General features: G+C 55.5%; 13 protein-coding genes. All 13 read right to left on the reverse strand.

Annotation, left to right across the window (positions count from 1 at the left end; genetic code table 11):
- Positions 1 to 88: 88 nt before the first annotated feature.
- The 13 genes from Q0775_RS06460 to Q0775_RS06520 all read right to left on the reverse strand — a co-directional run bounded on the left by Q0775_RS06460 (position 89) and on the right by Q0775_RS06520 (position 17,262).
- Positions 89 to 1,273: an amino acid aminotransferase gene (locus Q0775_RS06460; protein ID WP_298858558.1), complete on the reverse strand. Its 1,185-nt coding sequence runs from the start codon at positions 1,271 to 1,273 to the stop codon at positions 89 to 91.
- Positions 1,273 to 2,127 (reverse strand): 3-mercaptopyruvate sulfurtransferase, encoded by an 855-nt coding sequence (gene sseA / locus Q0775_RS06465; protein WP_298858560.1) that lies wholly within the window; start codon positions 2,125 to 2,127, stop codon positions 1,273 to 1,275. Before sseA ends, Q0775_RS06460 begins: the two co-directional genes overlap by 1 nt.
- A gap of 140 nt (positions 2,128 to 2,267) precedes the next feature.
- Positions 2,268 to 2,756, reverse strand: coding sequence for an SsrA-binding protein SmpB (gene smpB, locus Q0775_RS06470; RefSeq protein WP_298858562.1), 489 nt, complete (start codon positions 2,754 to 2,756; stop codon positions 2,268 to 2,270).
- A 44-nt stretch (positions 2,757 to 2,800) separates the two neighbouring features.
- Entirely contained in the window at positions 2,801 to 3,358 is a 558-nt protein-coding gene (locus tag Q0775_RS06475) for an ABC-type transport auxiliary lipoprotein family protein (RefSeq protein WP_298858563.1), read from the reverse strand.
- Position 3,359: 1 nt separating this feature from the next.
- Positions 3,360 to 5,444: an MlaD family protein gene (locus tag Q0775_RS06480; RefSeq protein ID WP_298858564.1), complete on the reverse strand. Its 2,085-nt coding sequence runs from the start codon at positions 5,442 to 5,444 to the stop codon at positions 3,360 to 3,362.
- Positions 5,437 to 6,087 (reverse strand): paraquat-inducible protein A, encoded by a 651-nt coding sequence (locus Q0775_RS06485; RefSeq protein WP_298858565.1) that lies wholly within the window; start codon positions 6,085 to 6,087, stop codon positions 5,437 to 5,439. The genes Q0775_RS06480 and Q0775_RS06485 overlap by 8 nt, the downstream gene beginning before the upstream one ends.
- Complete coding sequence (locus tag Q0775_RS06490; protein ID WP_298858566.1) at positions 6,054 to 6,698, reverse strand: paraquat-inducible protein A; 645 nt, start codon at positions 6,696 to 6,698, stop codon at positions 6,054 to 6,056. The genes Q0775_RS06485 and Q0775_RS06490 overlap by 34 nt, the downstream gene beginning before the upstream one ends.
- 71 nt (positions 6,699 to 6,769) lie before the next feature.
- The gene (locus tag Q0775_RS06495) at positions 6,770 to 7,876 is read right to left on the reverse strand and encodes a CaiB/BaiF CoA-transferase family protein (protein WP_298858567.1); all 1,107 of its coding nucleotides are present in this window, start codon (positions 7,874 to 7,876) and stop codon (positions 6,770 to 6,772) included.
- Positions 7,877 to 7,878: 2 nt separating this feature from the next.
- Positions 7,879 to 8,850, reverse strand: a complete 972-nt coding sequence (locus tag Q0775_RS06500; RefSeq protein WP_298858568.1) for a C45 family peptidase — start codon at positions 8,848 to 8,850, stop codon at positions 7,879 to 7,881.
- A gap of 74 nt (positions 8,851 to 8,924) precedes the next feature.
- The gene (locus Q0775_RS06505; protein ID WP_298858569.1) at positions 8,925 to 10,382 is read right to left on the reverse strand and encodes a biotin carboxylase; all 1,458 of its coding nucleotides are present in this window, start codon (positions 10,380 to 10,382) and stop codon (positions 8,925 to 8,927) included.
- Positions 10,383 to 10,419: 37 nt separating this feature from the next.
- Positions 10,420 to 13,173, reverse strand: coding sequence for an aminotransferase class I/II-fold pyridoxal phosphate-dependent enzyme (locus Q0775_RS06510; RefSeq protein WP_298858570.1), 2,754 nt, complete (start codon positions 13,171 to 13,173; stop codon positions 10,420 to 10,422).
- 85 nt (positions 13,174 to 13,258) lie between these two features.
- Positions 13,259 to 14,380, reverse strand: coding sequence for a carbon-nitrogen hydrolase family protein (locus Q0775_RS06515; RefSeq protein ID WP_298858571.1), 1,122 nt, complete (start codon positions 14,378 to 14,380; stop codon positions 13,259 to 13,261).
- Between the two features lie 137 nt (positions 14,381 to 14,517).
- Positions 14,518 to 17,262, reverse strand: a complete 2,745-nt coding sequence (locus Q0775_RS06520) for a TRAP transporter permease (RefSeq protein WP_298858572.1) — start codon at positions 17,260 to 17,262, stop codon at positions 14,518 to 14,520.
- Between the last annotated feature and the right edge of the window lie 72 nt (positions 17,263 to 17,334).

Consider the following 17,334-nt stretch of genomic DNA (forward strand, 5'->3'; position numbering starts at 1 on the left):
CCCTCCAAGCGCCGTATCAGACAGCCGAAAACAGAAAGCCCCGCATCGTTCGATGCGGGGCTTTTTGTTGTTCCAGAGGTGGGCTGTTTTATATGCCTGCGTCGATGATCGCTTTGGCAAGGATCGGTACGGTCTGAGCATTCAGGCCCGCGATGTTCATGCGGCTGTCACCCACCATGTAAATCCCGTGTTCAACCCGCAGTTTTTCCACCATCTGCGGCGTGGTGCCGAGACGCGAAAACATACCGCGATGTTGCGCAAGAAAACCGAAGCGGTCAGAACCGGACAAGCGCTGAAGTTCCGCCGCAAGCTGGCTGCGCAGACCCAACATCGACTGGCGCACTTCCTCAAGTTCAGCCTGCCAATCGGCCCGTAACGCATCATCGCTAAGGATCATCGTCACAAGACGCGCACCATGGTCAGGCGGGAAACTGAAATTCTGGCGATTCAGATACGCCAACGTGCCTTGGTTCAGCGCCTGCGCACTTGTATCCGCGCTGATCGCCATCAAAAGACCCGTCCGCTCACGGTAGATACCAAAATTCTTGGAACAGCTGGCCGCAATAATGCACTCTGGCACTGCTGCTGCGACTTTTCGCGTCGCCGCTGCGTCTTCTTCTAGACCGTCACCAAATCCCTGATAAGCAATGTCGATCATCGGGGTGGCACCTGTCGCCAGCAACACTTCGATCACAGCATCCCACTCCGCGCTGTTCAAATTAGCACCCGTCGGATTGTGACAGCAGCCATGCAGTAGGACAACATCACCCTTTTTCGCAGTCTTGAGATCAGCGATCAGACCGTCAAAATCAACGCCCCGCGTCTCATCATCAAAATAGCGGTAGGGGACCATCTCCATCCCAAGATAGGCCAGCATCGACAAATGGTTGGGCCATGTCGGATCAGACACAAACACCCGTGCATCCGGGCGGGCCATCTGGATCAGCTCAAACGCCTGACGCACTGCACCTGTCCCGCCGGGTGTAGCGGCGGCCGCTACATTGCCGCGCGGCACTGCATCGCCCAGCACCAGCTTGATCATGGCGTCAGCAAAGGCAGGATCACCAGCTAGACCCGTATAGACCTTCGTGTCCTGCACTTCCCATAACTGATGCTCCGCCGCTTTTACAGCACGCATAATCGGGGTCAGGCCAGTGGCATCTTTATAGACGCCAACGCCAAGGTCGACTTTGGTATCGCGCGGATCGTCGCGGTACATCTGGACAAGGGCCAGAATTTTATCGGCTGGTTGCTGCTTTAGAGTTTCGAACATCACGCTTCTCCGGTCGCGACTGAGACAGTAGGGAACATCCCCCATTCCGCCCAAGATCCATCATAAAGAGACCACTCACTGTGGCCCATACGCTCCAATGCCAGCGCCAAAACGGCGGCAGTAACGCCCGAACCGCAGGAGGTAACGATCGGCTTGCCCAGATCAACTCCCGCCGCTTCAAACACGGCGCGTGTGTCCTCCACCGACTTCATCGTCTGGTCCTCATTCAAGAGCGTTCCAAAAGGTACATTACGTGATTTGGGGATGTGGCCTGCACGCAGACCTTCGCGTGGCTCGGGTGCTTCGCCACGGAACCGCGCCGCAGCACGTGCATCGACAATCTGGGGTGTTCCCAACTTTGACGCGTGGGCTACTTGAGTAACATCGCGCACAAGATGGTTCTGAAAGCGCACTGTCATGTGACGATCGCGTGCAATCGGCGGCATATCTTCGGTCGGGCGTTCCTCGGCCAGCCATTTCGGTAGGCCACCATCAAGCACGGCAACATTCTCTTGGCCCATCAGCTTGAACAGCCACCAAACACGGGGCGCCGACATAATGCCCGCACCGTCATAGACGATAACCTGATGACCATCGCCCACACCCATTGCCCGCATCCGTGACATAAACTTTTCAATCGGGGGGGCCATATGCGGCAGTTCTGACCGCGCGTCGGAAATCTCGTCTATGTCAAAGAAACGTGCGCCGGGGATATGGGCGGCAGTATACTCGGCCTTCGGATCACGCTCCTCTGCGGGAAGATACCATGAGGCATCCAGAATACGCAGATCAGGATCCTTCAGATGCTTTGCCAACCAGTCGGTCGATACAAGTGTTTTTGGATCATCAATCATAGCAGCCCCTTTTCGGTACGCTTCCTGACTACTCCGACAGACGAATCGGAGCAAGCATATGTCGCACAAGAGATATTGCCTTGGTGATTTCTTTTGAGAAAGGGTGTCGCCTACCAGATCAAGAACAAGCGGCGCAGATGCTATCCGTGATCTTTCAGCAGACGGGACTTCTGGCGTGACCAGTCCCGCTTGGCTGCATCTTCACGCTTGTCGTGCAGCTTTTTACCCTTGGCGATGCCAATCTTGATCTTGGCCATACCGCGATGGTTGAAATACATCACCAGCGGTACAAGAGTCATTCCCTTGCGCTGGGTCTCATTCCACATATGGGCAAGCTGTTTACGGCTCACCAGCAGCTTTCGGCGGCGGCGCTCTTCGTGGCCGAAAGTCTTGGCCTGCTTATAGGGCGCGATGTAGCTGTTCACGAGCCAAAGCTCACCATCTTCAACTGCGGCATAACTCTCGGCAATATTAGAGCCGCCCATACGCAGGGATTTAACTTCGGACCCCTCAAGCATGATGCCACATTCGACATCCTCCTCGATCGCATAATCAAACCGTGCACGGCGGTTTTCTGCAATGACCTTATAGTTGGGGTCGGATTTAGATGATGATTTTACCTGAGCCATGACAGCGATGTAGGGCGCATAGGCCCCGCGTGCAAGGGAGCGCCTTAGCGGAGACCCTTGGCCGCCAGATATTTCGCCAGATCAAGGATCAGCTGGCCGCGTGCGCGTGCAATCGCGGCTGGTCCACCCTTGGGATCATAGGCGACTGCCAGATCGAACACACCAGAACGCTCACGCCCCTCGTAGACACCCACAAAATACTGGCCCGTCGCGCGGTATGTCCCGTCAGTCCCTGCAATCAGATCCGAAAAGCGCACATCAAGGGTTGCGGCGGCATCTTCTTCAAACGGCCACGGCTCGGACGCGACACGCCGTTTCGTGAGACGTGCAAGGTTGCGGCTCAACTCAAGGCCAATAGCACGCTCGGGTGCATCCGCCCACAGGACCTTCGACGTAATGAGCGTGCCATCTGGCGCCTGTTGGGCAATCTCGTCTGCGGCTGCATAGCTAGGCAAAGAAACGTCCTTTACCTCAACCGATTTAAAACCGATGCGCACGGTCTCCGTAATGGCAGGAGACTGCACCACAATACTCTCGGGTGCACCACAAGCGGCCAACAAAGCCAACGCGGCAGCGGCGGCAAAGGATTTCATCAGTTTCATATTATCTTCCCAACAGCAGAGAATTAGGGTTTCGCTCAATCGTACGCGCAAGTTTTTCCAACGCTTTGGCAGCTTGTTGAATGTCGCGCAATGCGGACTGGGCAGAGCGGCTCAGCTCGTCCCCTTGGTTAAAGCCTTCTATGGTTCGGCCCGCTTGTGCAAACAGCCCGTTCAGACGTGTAATCACCTGTGGTAAATCACGTGCAGAGACCGCAATGCTGTCCGCGGCCGTGCGGGCCGAGGCAAGGGTCTGGTTCACATTTTGCACCGCGCCGCCTTCACGCAATTCCTTGAGCGTGGCGTTCAACTGATCCAGCGCACCAGCAAGAGCGACGGGTAGCTGTGCAGTCTCCGGGCTACTCACCAAAGCCTCCGCAGAGGAGGTCAGCGAGGTCAGCTCTTTAATCAATACATCGAATTCCAGCGTTGCCGCTTTGGCCGCAACTGTCTGTATTTCAGCGACCAGTTCCGGCACACCTGCAACAGAAGAAGTAACCGCATCGGCAGCTTCAGACGCTGATGTCAGTGTTTTACCCAATACTTCGGCTATCCGCTGCCGCTCCAACTCGGCGACAAGGCCCTCAACGCGGGTCAGCGTCGCATTAAGAGCGACGGGGATATTCTTCACATCTTCAGATGTGACAATATTTGAAATATCACTCAGCAGCGTGCTCACATCGCCAGGAACCTTTTGCAGATCACCATTGGACATAAGCGTCTCGGCAGAGTTCATCACATTGATTGCGCTGTTGAGAAGCTCCTCAATCGGTAAGTTATTTATACGGGTGAACACACCCTCTACAGTAGCGGCCGCATCCGAGGTTTCGCTCTTCGTGGTCGGCATAATCGGGAGATCGAGTCCGGTCTGTGTCAAACGGGCCAAGGGTGCGTCTTCAACTTCAACAAGTTCGACCTTAAGGCCTCCCGTCAGCAAACTGGCCGAAGCAAGGCGGGCCCGCAATCCGTTCACAACACGGTCCTGTATCAATGTAAGCGCAGCGGCGGCACTCACGTCACCGGGCAGGCCAAGGCGGGCAGGTTGAATCGAGATAATGACATTCAGGCGCACACGGCTGTCGCCAAACTGGTTAAAGTCGACAATACCAGACAGGCTCTCGACAGACCCGATGCGAAAACCGCTCAGCTCTACTGGCGCATCAACTGTCAGGCCAGATACGTTTTCGTCAAAAATGATGCTCAGTTTCAATGGATCGACTTCAGAAGTTGTGAATAGGCTATTGCGCGCCGTCTCTTTGTCCTCGAACACCTCGAACACTTCGCCATCGCGGGCGTCATCCCCCCCTGACACAAAGGTGTCAAAAGTAATACCTCCGCCCACAAGCGTGGCCAATGATGAAAAGTCGATATCGGCACCTGTTGGTCCGATAGAAACTGTAAATCCAGAAGTTTCCCAGAACCGCGTAGAAGAGTTCACCAAATGGCGGTGTTCCTCATAAATAAGCCCTTCGGTAATCGCAAAAGCGCCACTGCGGGCAATCTGGGCACGTCCGACCTGTCCCACTTGGATGCCGCGAAACATGATGGGGGCGTTGTCGGTAAGAGAACCGTTGGTCGTCGTGCGAAATGCAATCTGCAAACCACTATCACCAGGTTTGATCAGTGGTGCGACATCGGACCCTTTGAACCGCGTTGATGCGGTGCCGATCTCATTGTCCCATGAACCTTCAATATAGACACCGCTTAGCACTGTGCTAAGGCCACTAATCCCCTGCGCTGTCACTTCAGGTTGAATGATCCAAAAAACCGAACTTTCGTCGACATATTCCGCAATGTCCTTTTTCAGCCGAATATGGACCTCGACTTCACCCAATCCTTCACTGAAGCCAACCTCTTCCACTTCGCCAACTTCGATATCGCGATACTTGAGCTTTGTTTCACCCGCAGCGATGCCCGAACCGTCAGTGAACGTCACGACGATGACGGGCCCCCGTGCGTTATACGACTGCCAAGCTACGCCAAAGGCCACAAACAGTGCGAGCACCGGTATAATCCAAACCAACGCAATCGCGGAGAAGCCGCGCTTGCGGGTTTTCTCGATTTCAACTTTGGGCGGTGTCTCAACCATTGCCAGATGCCTCGTCGGTGTCAGCCTGTGCATCCCAAATCATGCGAGGATCAAAGGATTGAGCAGACAACATTGTAAAAATCACGGACAGAGCAAAAAAGAACGCAGCTGGCCCCGGTGTTATAGACGCTAGCCCTTGGAGTTGCACAAGGGCAGACAGAATGGCAACCACAAAGATATCAATCATTGACCAGCGTCCGATGTATTCAACCACTTCGTACATCAGCAGACGGTGCCGCGAGGCATAGCCCCCCTTTTCCCGCACGCTGAGCGCGAGAAAGGCAATAGCCCAGAATTTGCCCAACGGGATCACAACAGAGGCCACGAGAATGATTGTCGCAATGCCGAATGCGCCATGCTGGGCAAGTTCAACCGCGCCGCCGATAATCGTGCTCTCATCCACCGAGAACAACTGCTGCGTGCGCAGCATGGGATAAAGATTGGCCGGAACATAACACATCAGCCCAACCAGCCACAGCGCCCATACCCTTTGCAGGCTATTCACATCTCGCGAGATCAGCTTGGCTCCACAGCGCCCACATACCTCTGTCTCCAGCGGCCAAGCACGTGCGCAGCGTGTACACGCCACAAGACCAGCCGCGCGGGCCGTTACCGTCTTTTTGGGTGTTCCAACGAGTTCCATACCGACCACTTACACATATAACCGTCTTGCACGATGACCAGCACCACCAAGACACCAAACATCCAGAACGCAGGCCCAAAATCTACAGTGGCCAAATCCGCTACTTTTACCAATGCCACCGCACAACCCAGTGCAAAAATCTCTGCCATCGACCATGGCTTGAGCGCTTCGGAAAACCGAAACGCTGCGATTGCATGCTCTGCCGGAGGACGGTCCAGCACCACAGGCACCAGCACATACAGTGTCAACAGCATCCGCAACAGCGGCACGAAAATGATAAATCCCGCCGTCAACAACGCCAGTACCAGCATCGGCCCCTCGGTAAAGGTAAGCGCGGCATCAAGGATCGAGACAGCATTGCTGCGGCCCCCTGCCGAAATCTTCAAGAACGGAAACACACTTGCTGCGATAATCAACACCACAACGGCAATCGACACTGCAATGATTTGCATACCCGCTTTTGCGCGGGGCGCGATAAGCACTTTATGACACCGCGTGCATACCGCACGCTCGCCATTTTTGGGGCGTTGCAACTGATACGTCGCATCGCAGACAGGGCAGATAATCAGCCCTTCCAGAGGGCCACGCGAGAACTCAGCAGCATCAGACATGACGCCACATATAGCGTCTGGTCAGGGTAAGTGACACCATTATTTGCGACGTCAACTTAAGGATACAGTTGCTAGTTTTGTCGCCCCATCGCCTGTCGTTCAGCTGTATCATAACCCAGCATTTCCAAGATATCGTCAGTGTCCCCACCGATACCAGTCGGTGCAGACGGATGCGCTGTAACTGTACGACTAAAACGGGGCGCAGGTGCTGCTTGGACCACACCGGCAGGTGCTATGAACGTTTCGCGTGCGGCCATATGGGAGTGAAATTGTGCCTCCGAGAATGTCAGAACGGGTGCGACACAAGCATCAGTTCCATCAAAGATCGCAGCCCATTCATCGCGGGTCTTGCGGGCAAACGCGTCTGCATAGCCAATGCGCCTCTCGGGCCATTCTGAAACGTCATTCTGACTATCTTGATGGGACTTGGGCAGATCCGCTTTTTCCAACAATAGCGCATGAAACTGTGGCTCTAATGCCCCAACCGAAAGGTAGCCTCCGCAAGCGCACGTGTAGCATCGATAAAACGGCGCACCGCCATCCAACCAGTTTGCACCGCGCCTCTCGCTCCATTTCCCTTGCGCAAGCATTGCATGGATCAGCCCCATCATTGCAGGCACGCCATCCACCATCGCAGCGTCGACTACTTGGCCTTTGCCCGAAACCCCGCGTTCAATCACTGCACTCAGGATACCAAGCAGCAGGAACATCGTTCCACCGCCATAATCCGCCACTAAATTAAGAGGCGGCACAGGGGCGCGGTCCGCATCTCCCATCGCGTGCAATGCACCCGTAAGCGCGAGATAATTAATATCATGTCCCGCAGTTTGGGAGAGCGGCCCCTCCTGACCCCAGCCCGTCATGCGTGCATAAATCAGCTTATCGGAGCAATCATTGGGCCCAAGCCCCAATCGCTCCATCACACTGGGACGGAACCCCTCAATGAGCACATCACTGGCCGCGATCAGACGGTGGGCAGCCTCCACCCCTTGTTTGGTTTTGAGGTTCAGCACGACAGAACGCTTTCCGCGTCTGTTGATGTCGGTAGGATCGGCAGGCGCGGCCTTGCGGTCAACGGTGATGACCTGCGCTCCAAGATCAGCAAGCAATTGGCCCGCCAGAGGCGCAGGACCCAGCCCCGAAAACTCAACGACCTGCAATGATGCCAACGGTCCCATATCTACTCCACCCCTGGCAACACAACCTCGCGCGCGCCTTCCACAAAATCCTTGAGCGATAGCGGCCAGATGACACCGGGCCAGCGCAGCTCCATCTCCTTTTTACGCGGACGGTAGACAGCCGTATAGAGCGTGCCAAACCCGTGCTTGAAAGCCGTTGAGTAGAGCGGCGGGCGCAGGAAGAGATTGATGAACTTCTCTTCTGGATCGTGGTGCAGGCGCAGGCGTTGTTGCAAAAACCGCTCCCGCTCCACTGTCGCGGTAAAACGCGCATGGCTGATCCACTCCACAGTTTCCTGATGGTTGGTAGCAACCGCACGCTGCGTGATCACGGCGGGACGGTCCGGCGCCATCATCACCGTCAGATAATTCCGCTTCCGGTCCAACACGGTTACGTTATAGCTCATGTGGGTTGGCACGCGGGCCAGTACCTCTGCTGCCTCTTCCGCCGTCTCACAAATTTGCATGACATAACGCAGGATGAGCGGCACACCGAAGCCCTCACCCACCACACGCCGACCACCAAAGGTGAGCGAGATCGACAGCCCCTTGTCGTTCACCCCGTCAACCAAACCCCACAGCCCGTCCGAAGTCCCCATCACCGAGCGGCCCATCCAGTTGGTGCGTAGCACAAGGCTGTCGAACGCCTTAGGATTATAATCGTAGTTCCGCACCATAACAGGCTGTTTGCCTGCCCAAACGGCTTGTGAGCAGCTCGCCAGATAGGCGGGGGGCGTATAGAAACTCAGGAACCGCGCCGCGTGATCGCCACCGCCAGCCAACTCGCACAACTCTTCATAAAGCGGGACCATCTCAGGCATATGGGTCCGTAGCGCACGCAGGCTTTCGGCATAGGTAGGACGGGCGGTCTCTCCCTCTTTGAGCCACCATGCCCGATAATCGGACCAATATTCGTGGAAAAGCCCAGCCCACTTGGGGCCGGGCGAATCCTCGGAGATTGCACGCCAGTACATAGCGGCCTTTCTTAAGCATTTGGGAAGATCCGCTTAGGCCGCGGACCTTCCGTCAAAGCAATACGGGATTTGACTTACAGAATCTTGAACGCTGGATCCGACAACATCGGGTCTGCTGAAGCTGCGGGCAGAGGTGTACCCTCGACTGCGCTCTTGATGCCGTGAATCCATTTCTTTGCCCGCTCGTTCAACTGGAACGACTTGGTCATGGAACGGCCACGTGTCACAAGAATACCGATGTCGGCCCCTTCATAGCGGTAGTCACCCGGCTGTAAGATACGCAAGAAGAACGCCTCGTTTTCGCTCTCCACCGCGCGACGGTGATAGTCGAAGCGGTCAAATACAACAGAACCGTCTTCTTTCATCTTATAGATGCCCGTCTCGGGCGCCTCTGAGCAGATATCGACGCTGTCTTTGGTGTGCTTGATCACCATCTGGCTCCATCCGTCAATGTTGGCAGGATCGGCCCAGCGTGCGTTCAATTCGTCCACGTCGAGGTTGAATTTCTTCTTGGAGAACTCCAGCAGGTGGAACAGGAACAAGGGCGCATCCGCATGGGCAAAGGCCGCGTGGTTTGTCATGGAGGACGCACCAGTGATCCGTGGGTTCAACTCACCCAGCCAAAGCTCACCCGTCTTTTTGTCGATAAGAAAGTCGAGCTCGAAGTAGCCACGATAGCCTTCCTTGCGAAGCTGCTCTCCGAACTTGAAGGTCATCTGGCGCGCTTGTTCGCGGACTTTGGGCGGGAACGCTGTCGCCAGCATCTCGTTGCCACACCATCCGCCGCGATAAGGCGTCAGCTCGCTAAAGCCGACAAGCTCGGTCATCAACGGACCGACAATGGTACCTTCTTTGGTGGCACAAGCCTCGATCGCTGCACCGCGACAGCTGATCCGCTTCATGATCTTGATCTCGCCCTCGCCGATAATCTCGGACTGGTGGCGGCGGAAGTCGGCCTCGTTCTTGATGAAGAATGTCGTGTGACCACTATCGCCATAGGCTGATTGCAGCACCAGATCATGCCCAATGCCTGCCTTTTCACACGTCTCGCGAAGACCCTCGTAGCTGTCCACTTCGGCCAGCGTATTCGGCACGGATGGCACGCCAGCCTTGTTCCCGATGCGCACGGTGGCGATCTTGTTGTCCATTGATTGGCGCAGCTTGGCCTTCGGGAACCAGACATCGGCGCCCAGCTCTTTTGACAAACGCTCTGTTTCTTCGTCGAACATCAGGAAGACAAACTTTGGCTTGCCGCCACGCTTTTTGATGAAGTCGATGACTTCTTTGTGTTGAAGCAGATAGTTGTTGATGTCCTCGATGGACTGGAACTCTGCGTGCGGCTGCTCGGAGGGGCAGAACACGTTCGGGTGCTTGCCGCCGTAGCAGTCGATGTAGCAGATGTATTTGAAATTCTTGACCCATTCATCAAGGCCCAACAAGTTAAAGTTGGTGGCCGAGATGAAATAGACCGGCTCCTCGTTGCGGTGAAAGAACCGACGGATTTCAGAGATATTTCTAAGAACGGTAGCCATATTGGTGCTCCTTATCTTGGTATTAAAATTCTTGAACTCAAGCAGATGATTTTTTGGATTTACGGACGGGCGCAGGGATCGCACCCGCTTCGGAAAGTGCTTCTTGTGTAAACACACGCAGACCCAGATCGGGCCGATAGCCGTGGATTTCGCTCACGTCGAGCGCGCGCATGAAGGCGAGGATTTCCTGACTAACCACCTGTCCGGGAACAAGGATCGGGAAACCCGGTGGATAGGGAATGATAAAGCTAGCCGAGACAATCGTCTCACCGCGATCCATCGCTTCTGCCAGCGTGCCGTTCAGTTCCAGATAGTCGCAATTGACGTCGTCGTATGATAAAAAGAACGCCTTGCGGATATCGCCTTCACGACTGTTTCCACTTTCCAGAAACGCTTTGTGAAAGCGGCTGAAATCCGGCAGCGGTGGACAGTTTTCAAGCAGGTTCTTCACGCGACGGTCAAAGCCGAGTTTTTCCATACCGGACGCATCATCGTTCAATTCGTCCAGCGATTTCGCAATCTCGACCAGCACTTCGATCAGGTACGCGACCGAGGACCGCGTTGTGCCGATGTTGGTCATAAACAGAACCGTGTTGCGCGAGGTCTTATTGATTTGAATACCGTATTTGTCCATCAAGACCTTGTTCTTGAAGGTATCACCATCCCAGCCTGTACCACCGACCAGCAGTGTCACGCGGGAGGCATCCAACACAAAGTCATCACGCTCCCAACAATCCCACATATCGGTCCAGCCTTGATCGGAATCATAGTAACTGGTCACGCCGCTTTCGCGGTACTCTTCCGGGATCATGTCGCCAGCGGTGAGCACCTGAAAGTATTTCTTCAACAACGGGTGGTCACTGATCGCACGGCGCATAGACATGGCCGCCTCAATCTGGCGTTGGACAAACTCAAAGCCCTCGAGTTCTACCTGTCGACGGCCCACATCGAGGCTTGCGATGATTTGATAGTTCGGCGAGGTCGAGGTGTGCGTCATATAGGCCTCATGAAACGCCTGCTCCACCTCACCCTTGAAGTCCTGATCGTTGACATGGATCATGGAGCCCTGCCGCAATGACGTAAGCGTCTTATGGGTGGATTGCGTGGAATAGACCCGCACCCGCGCCGTCGGCGGCGGTATCAGGCGGGTTTTCATCAGCGTCTTATGGTCAGCGCCTTTCAACTCTTCCTGCTGGGCGGCATACGCTTCGGCATGTGCGTCGGACTTGAATCTCGCGCGCAGAACATTGGCCGCGTTCATCGCGGTGCGCTGGCGGTATGTCGGGTTAAAGCGGGCGAAAGCGAACCATGCTTCGTCCCACAAAAAGATTAGATCAGGCTTGATCGCCAGACATTCCTGCATCACTCGCTCGACGTTATATACAAGCCCGTCAAAGGTGCAGTTGGTGAGCAGCAGCATACGCACGCGGTCAAGCTTGCCTTGATCCTTGAGTTCCAGCAGCCGTTCTTTCATCTCTGACAGCGGCACAGCACCGTACATCGAATACTTACTTAGCGGATAGCTATCGAGATAACTGACCTGCGCACCCGCCAGAACCATACCGTAGTGGTGTGATTTGTGGCAATCACGGTCCACCAGCACGATATCACCGGGCTTCAACAACGCTTGAACGACAATCTTGTTACAGGTTGACGTGCCGTTGGTGGCAAAGAAGGTTTGCTTGGAGCCGAACGCACGGGACGCCAGTTCTTGCGCCTCTTTGATCGGACCTACAGGCTCCAACAGACTATCCAGACCGCCGGAAGTCGCAGAAGTCTCTGCAAGGAAGATGTTGGGGCCATAAAATGCGCCCATATCCTGAATCCAGTGCGAGCGCGTGATAGATTTCCCGCGGCTGATCGGCATCGCGTGGAACACACCTGTCGGCTGCTTGGAATACTCGACCAGTGCGGTAAAGAACGGTGTCTTATTACGCGCCTGTACACCGCGCAAAATGTTCAGGTGCAGCTCCATAAAGTCTTCGGAGTTGTAGAACACACGCCGACAAATCCCCAAATCAAGGCCTGCGATATCCTCGACGGAGCGCTCAGTCACCAGATAGGCATCCAGCTCTGGACGCACACGCGCAATCATCCGGCAAAGCTCGGGGCCGTAGTTCTCGGGCGGGATCGCATCAATCTCGGTCCGCCCACCTGCCCGCGCGAGATAGCGGGTCAGGATTTCTTCTACGTTTTCGGAGTGCAGGACCAGACCTGGCCGCACCACAATCGCCTGAATGTTGTGGTTAAAGAGTACCGCAATCAGTGCGTCCTCAATCGAGGGGACAACAACGGCTTCATATATAAACGGGTCTTCAGGGCGGCGCATGCCAGTCACATTTGCCTTGAGCCAGCGTTCCTGATGCTCGTTTACACTGTCTACAATCAGAACTTCAAAATACGGTTTGGTCAGGGCGCGCATTTCGGGGCTGTTGTGCGCGTCATCATCCTGCTCTTCCTGATCCACGCTGTCACGCTCAAGCGGGATGGAACGGCGGCGGTATGCCCCTGTGGTGAGCGCACGGGTGATCCGGTTCACGGCAAAGCTGACGTCGTCGAGCTTACCCTGCTCGAAATGGCGGCGGATTAGGGCGAAAGCGTGTTTTCCCGGAAAGGCCCAATAAGCCTCCATAATACCAAGCTTATCAAACAGCTCGTTTACCGCAGCACGCAGTTGTGCTGTCTCTCCTGCGCTGGGGTTCCGCGTCAACGCGCTGGTCGCTTCGCGCAATGCGCTCCACCGATCAGAGCGCAGCTGGATCGCAGATGAATAGTCTCTCATCGAATGCATCGGTCGTTCTCCGCAAAAATGCGCAGCTTGGGCAATGCGATGAGAAGCGGGAGAGCATGATGCCCGCCCGCCCCAAAAGCACAGCCTAGCCGCTGGATGTGTCAGTGTCCGCGGTGCCGGTCAGTACACCGGGCTTCACGGTTGGATTAGGGGCTACGGCCACGGGGGCTGCAACAGGTGTTACGTCTTCGACAGGGGTAGCGGTTCCTGCCGATGGGTTTGGCAATGGCTCGTCCGGGAATGCTGGTGGAACTTTGAATGCAAAGCCCGGCAGACTGTCTTCGCCAGCGGCATCGGGTGTGTAGGGCACACGCATCGCAGGTGCCATCATATCAAGGCCGGCTTTTGTGCCCTTGTGCGGGATCGCGAGGGGACCAAGTGTTTTGAGATAAGCGTCTGTTCCGCTTGCGCGGTCATAGACGGAGAAGTCGGTGGAGCGGTCGCGGAAGGATTTGAGCACTTGGCCCAAGCCTTTCATGCCCGTTTCACGCTGGCGGCGCACCATGTCGAGGTCGATCTCGATCGGGAACATGTCCTCTTGGCCCGCAGACTGGTGCAACACTTGTGACGTTGGATCAATTACACAAGATTTGCCTACACCACCGGCACCGAGGCCGTTTACGTCGATAACGTAGCACTGGAACTGCACAGCGGTGGCGCGCGCAATCGCCAGCTCTGCATCACGGTCGGTTGTTCCGGTCAAAACAGGGTGCAACAGCACTTCAACACCCTGCGATGTCAACTGGCGCGTAGTTTCAGGGAACCACATATCGTAACAGATCGACAGACCAAAGCGGCCAACATCCGGCACGTCAAAAATACAGAATTCACTACCTGCGGCGACGCCTGCTTCATATGGGCGAAACGGAAACATCTTGGAATAGCGGCGAATAATTTCGCCCTGCGGGTTAATGACAACCGCAGTATTATAGATGCGGCCATCTTCTGGATCCGTGATGAACATCGATCCAGGAATGAGCCAGACACCGTGCTTGACCGCTGCGGCCTGAAATTTCTCAAGCGCTTCGTTCTCTGGCGGCAGCGAGTACTGGTCGAGTGGACCATAAGCTGCCAACTCAGAAAACAGGACCATCTGGGTCCATGGGAACCGTGTCATCAGAATGTCCAACCGCTGGATCATACCATCGACGTTGGGGTGTAGGGCGTTGACGTACATCTGTACGCCTGCAATTGCAAAAGGTGTCATAGCTGTTCACTCCGTAAACCACGGCTCAGGCCGTTTGAGCCATCCCTTACGCCCTTTGTATAAGGAGTGAAACAGCCCAAATGCACCCGTGCCGTAACGGCGTCGCATCGCTTATATGTCAGCCTACTGCGGGTAATCTATGCAGCCGCCGCTTTGCGAGGTGCGCGGCCATTGCGGCCCCGCTGGAGCATGACGATCCCTGCCAATAACAACAGTGCAGGCAGGAACATCAGATATTTGCTGGGCTGTGGTTCAGGTTTGAGAACGCGAATGACTTCCTGATCCCAGTCCAGACCGGCAGCTTGTGCAGGAGAGTTGTAGGAAACGTCATCGATGATCACCTTATCGCCCTCTTGACGCAGTGTCAGACCAGCAGCTGTCAAACGCTCTGCTCCATCAGCACCTTCACCGAGAGGCAGCAAGGCCACAAATTCAAGTGGATCACCAAGATCATTCACACCGGACACCCGCAAGCGCAGCGTTTCACCAATCGGCGTGTCGCCCGCAGCTTGGACAAGCTCGGCGGAGGCCACCTCAGTATATGGCGGTGAGACCATATCCATCCAGAAGCCCGGACGGAACAAAGTGAAGGCGATGAGCAACAGCGCAATCGTCTCATAAAAGCGGTTCTTGGCAAGGAACCAGCCCTGTGTTGCCGCCGCGAACAGCAGCATCGCTATGGTAGCGACAATGAAAACGAATATGCCTTGCGCCCATGTCACATCGATCAACAACAACTCGGTATTAAAGATGAACAGGAATGGCAGCGCGGCAGTGCGCAAGCTGTAGAAGAACGCAACCACACCCGTCTTGATCGGATCACCACCGGAGACAGCAGCCGCAGCAAAACTGGCCAGCCCCACAGGCGGCGTCACATCAGCCATAATCCCGAAGTAGAATACAAAGAGGTGCACCGCGATGAGTGGCACAATCAAACCGTTCTGCTGACCCAAAGTAACGATCACAGGGGCAAGCAGCGCGGACACAACGATGTAGTTGGCCGTGGTCGGCAGGCCCATTCCGAGGATCAGCGACAGCACCGCTGTCAGCAGCAAGATGGCAAGGATATGACCACCTGACAGAACCTCAACAACATCGGCCAACGCAGCACCAACGCCGGTTTGACTCACCGAGCCAACAATGATGCCCGCAGTCGCCGTAGCGATACCGATACCGATCATATTGCGCGCACCTGTGACCAACCCGTCAACCAAATCAAGCAGACCCTCTTTGATGTCAGAACCAAGGTTGCTCTGCCCACGGAAGATCGCCGTTAGGGGGCGCTGCGTCACAAGGATGAAAACCATATAACAAGTCGCCCAGAAGGCCGACAACCCAGGAGACAGACGGTCCACCATCAGCGCCCAGACCAGTACAACAACTGGCAGGATAAAGTGCAAACCAGAACGAACAGTCGGGCCCGGCAAGGGCAGCTTGGTCACTGGTGCATTGGGATCATCCAGCTCAAGAGGCGCTTCCTTGGAAGCGACGTAAAGCAGACCCACATACACGGATGTCAGGAAGACGAAAATAATATAGCCAGCGGTCTCGGGAAAGGCAGGACGAATCCAGCCCATCAGGTAATAGACCGCAAAACTAAGACCGCAAATCACCGCAATGGTGAACGCAATGGACATCAACCACGCCAACAATGGCTTGGGCGGTGTTGGGCGCGGGAGACCTTCCATGCCAGCCTTCAGTGCTTCGAGGTGCACAATATAGACCAGCGCGATGTAGGAGATGACCGCAGGCAAGAAAGCGTGTTTGACCACGTCAAAATATGGAATGCCTACATATTCAACCATCAAAAACGCGGCAGCGCCCATGACAGGCGGCATGATCTGGCCGTTCACAGAAGAGGCTACCTCAACAGCGCCAGCCTTCTCTGAACTAAAGCCCACCTTTTTCATCAACGGGATCGTGAATGTACCTGTGGTCACCACGTTCGCGATGGATGAGCCGGAAATCAAACCCGTCATGGCCGAGGATACAACTGCCGCCTTGGCAGGTCCGCCCTTCATATGACCCATTAGGCTGAATGCCACTTGGATAAAGTAGTTACCCGCACCCGCACGGTCCAACAGGGAGCCGAAGAGCACAAAGAGAAATACAAACGACGTTGAGACGCCCAGCGCGATACCAAACACACCCTCGGTCGTAATCCACTGGTGGTTCACGATCTCGGACAGGCTGTTGCCCTTGTGCGCGATGATACTCGGCATGTTCGGACCGAGAACAGTGTACATCAGGAACACTGACGCCACGATCATCAACGCAGGCCCGAGCGCGCGGCGTGTGGCCTCCAGCAGGATCGTGATGCCAATGACTGCTACCACATAGTCCTGCGTGATCGGCGCACCGACACGGTCCGCGATATCGCGGTAAAAGAAGAAGAGATAGAGCGCTGCAAGCGCACCAACCACGGCCAATGCCCACTCCCAAATCGGGATGCTGCTCTTGGGCGAGCCAAGCACAACCGTTGCAGCAACAGCGATGGCGGGGATCGGAATCCACCACACAGCAACACCGTCTTTCGCCGCGACCATGAACAGCGCGGCAAGGGCGAGTGGCACCACAATACCAAGGATCATCTGGAACTTCGTACGCGCGGCAGGAAATGCCATGATACCAAGGAACACCGCAAATCCGAGGTGAATCGAGCGTGCCAGCGTGTCATTAAACAAACCAAAGGGCGACGCGATATAAAGCTGAAATAAGGACCATGCGAGTGCCGTGAGCATAAGCAGTATGCCAACCGGACCTCCAACGGATCGTCCGCCCGTGTCAGAGGAGGCAACAAGCTCGTCCAGCTCGGTCTGATCAAGGCCACCGCGTCCTGCGGCTTCGGCTTCTACAGCGGCTGCTTGGTGTTGGTCAGTCATAGCAATGTCCCCTATTGCGATGCCGCACCTTTCCGGCGCGTGCTGGTCTTTGCCAACTTGGGCAAAGCCGTC

Source organism: uncultured Sulfitobacter sp. (genome assembly GCF_947499945.1).
Classification (GTDB): domain Bacteria; phylum Pseudomonadota; class Alphaproteobacteria; order Rhodobacterales; family Rhodobacteraceae; genus Sulfitobacter.

Coding starts and splice junctions, on each gene's coding strand:
- Q0775_RS06460 (WP_298858558.1), bottom strand. CDS start 1,273: ATGTTCGAAACTCTAAAGCAGCAACCAGCCGATAAAATTCTGGCCCTT.
- sseA (WP_298858560.1), bottom strand. CDS start 2,127: ATGATTGATGATCCAAAAACACTTGTATCGACCGACTGGTTGGCAAAG.
- smpB (WP_298858562.1), bottom strand. CDS start 2,756: ATGGCTCAGGTAAAATCATCATCTAAATCCGACCCCAACTATAAGGTC.
- Q0775_RS06475 (WP_298858563.1), bottom strand. CDS start 3,358: ATGAAACTGATGAAATCCTTTGCCGCCGCTGCCGCGTTGGCTTTGTTG.
- Q0775_RS06480 (WP_298858564.1), bottom strand. CDS start 5,444: ATGGTTGAGACACCGCCCAAAGTTGAAATCGAGAAAACCCGCAAGCGC.
- Q0775_RS06485 (WP_298858565.1), bottom strand. CDS start 6,087: ATGGAACTCGTTGGAACACCCAAAAAGACGGTAACGGCCCGCGCGGCT.
- Q0775_RS06490 (WP_298858566.1), bottom strand. CDS start 6,698: ATGTCTGATGCTGCTGAGTTCTCGCGTGGCCCTCTGGAAGGGCTGATT.
- Q0775_RS06495 (WP_298858567.1), bottom strand. CDS start 7,876: ATGGGACCGTTGGCATCATTGCAGGTCGTTGAGTTTTCGGGGCTGGGT.
- Q0775_RS06500 (WP_298858568.1), bottom strand. CDS start 8,850: ATGTACTGGCGTGCAATCTCCGAGGATTCGCCCGGCCCCAAGTGGGCT.
- Q0775_RS06505 (WP_298858569.1), bottom strand. CDS start 10,382: ATGGCTACCGTTCTTAGAAATATCTCTGAAATCCGTCGGTTCTTTCAC.
- Q0775_RS06510 (WP_298858570.1), bottom strand. CDS start 13,173: ATGCATTCGATGAGAGACTATTCATCTGCGATCCAGCTGCGCTCTGAT.
- Q0775_RS06515 (WP_298858571.1), bottom strand. CDS start 14,380: ATGACACCTTTTGCAATTGCAGGCGTACAGATGTACGTCAACGCCCTA.
- Q0775_RS06520 (WP_298858572.1), bottom strand. CDS start 17,262: ATGACTGACCAACACCAAGCAGCCGCTGTAGAAGCCGAAGCCGCAGGA.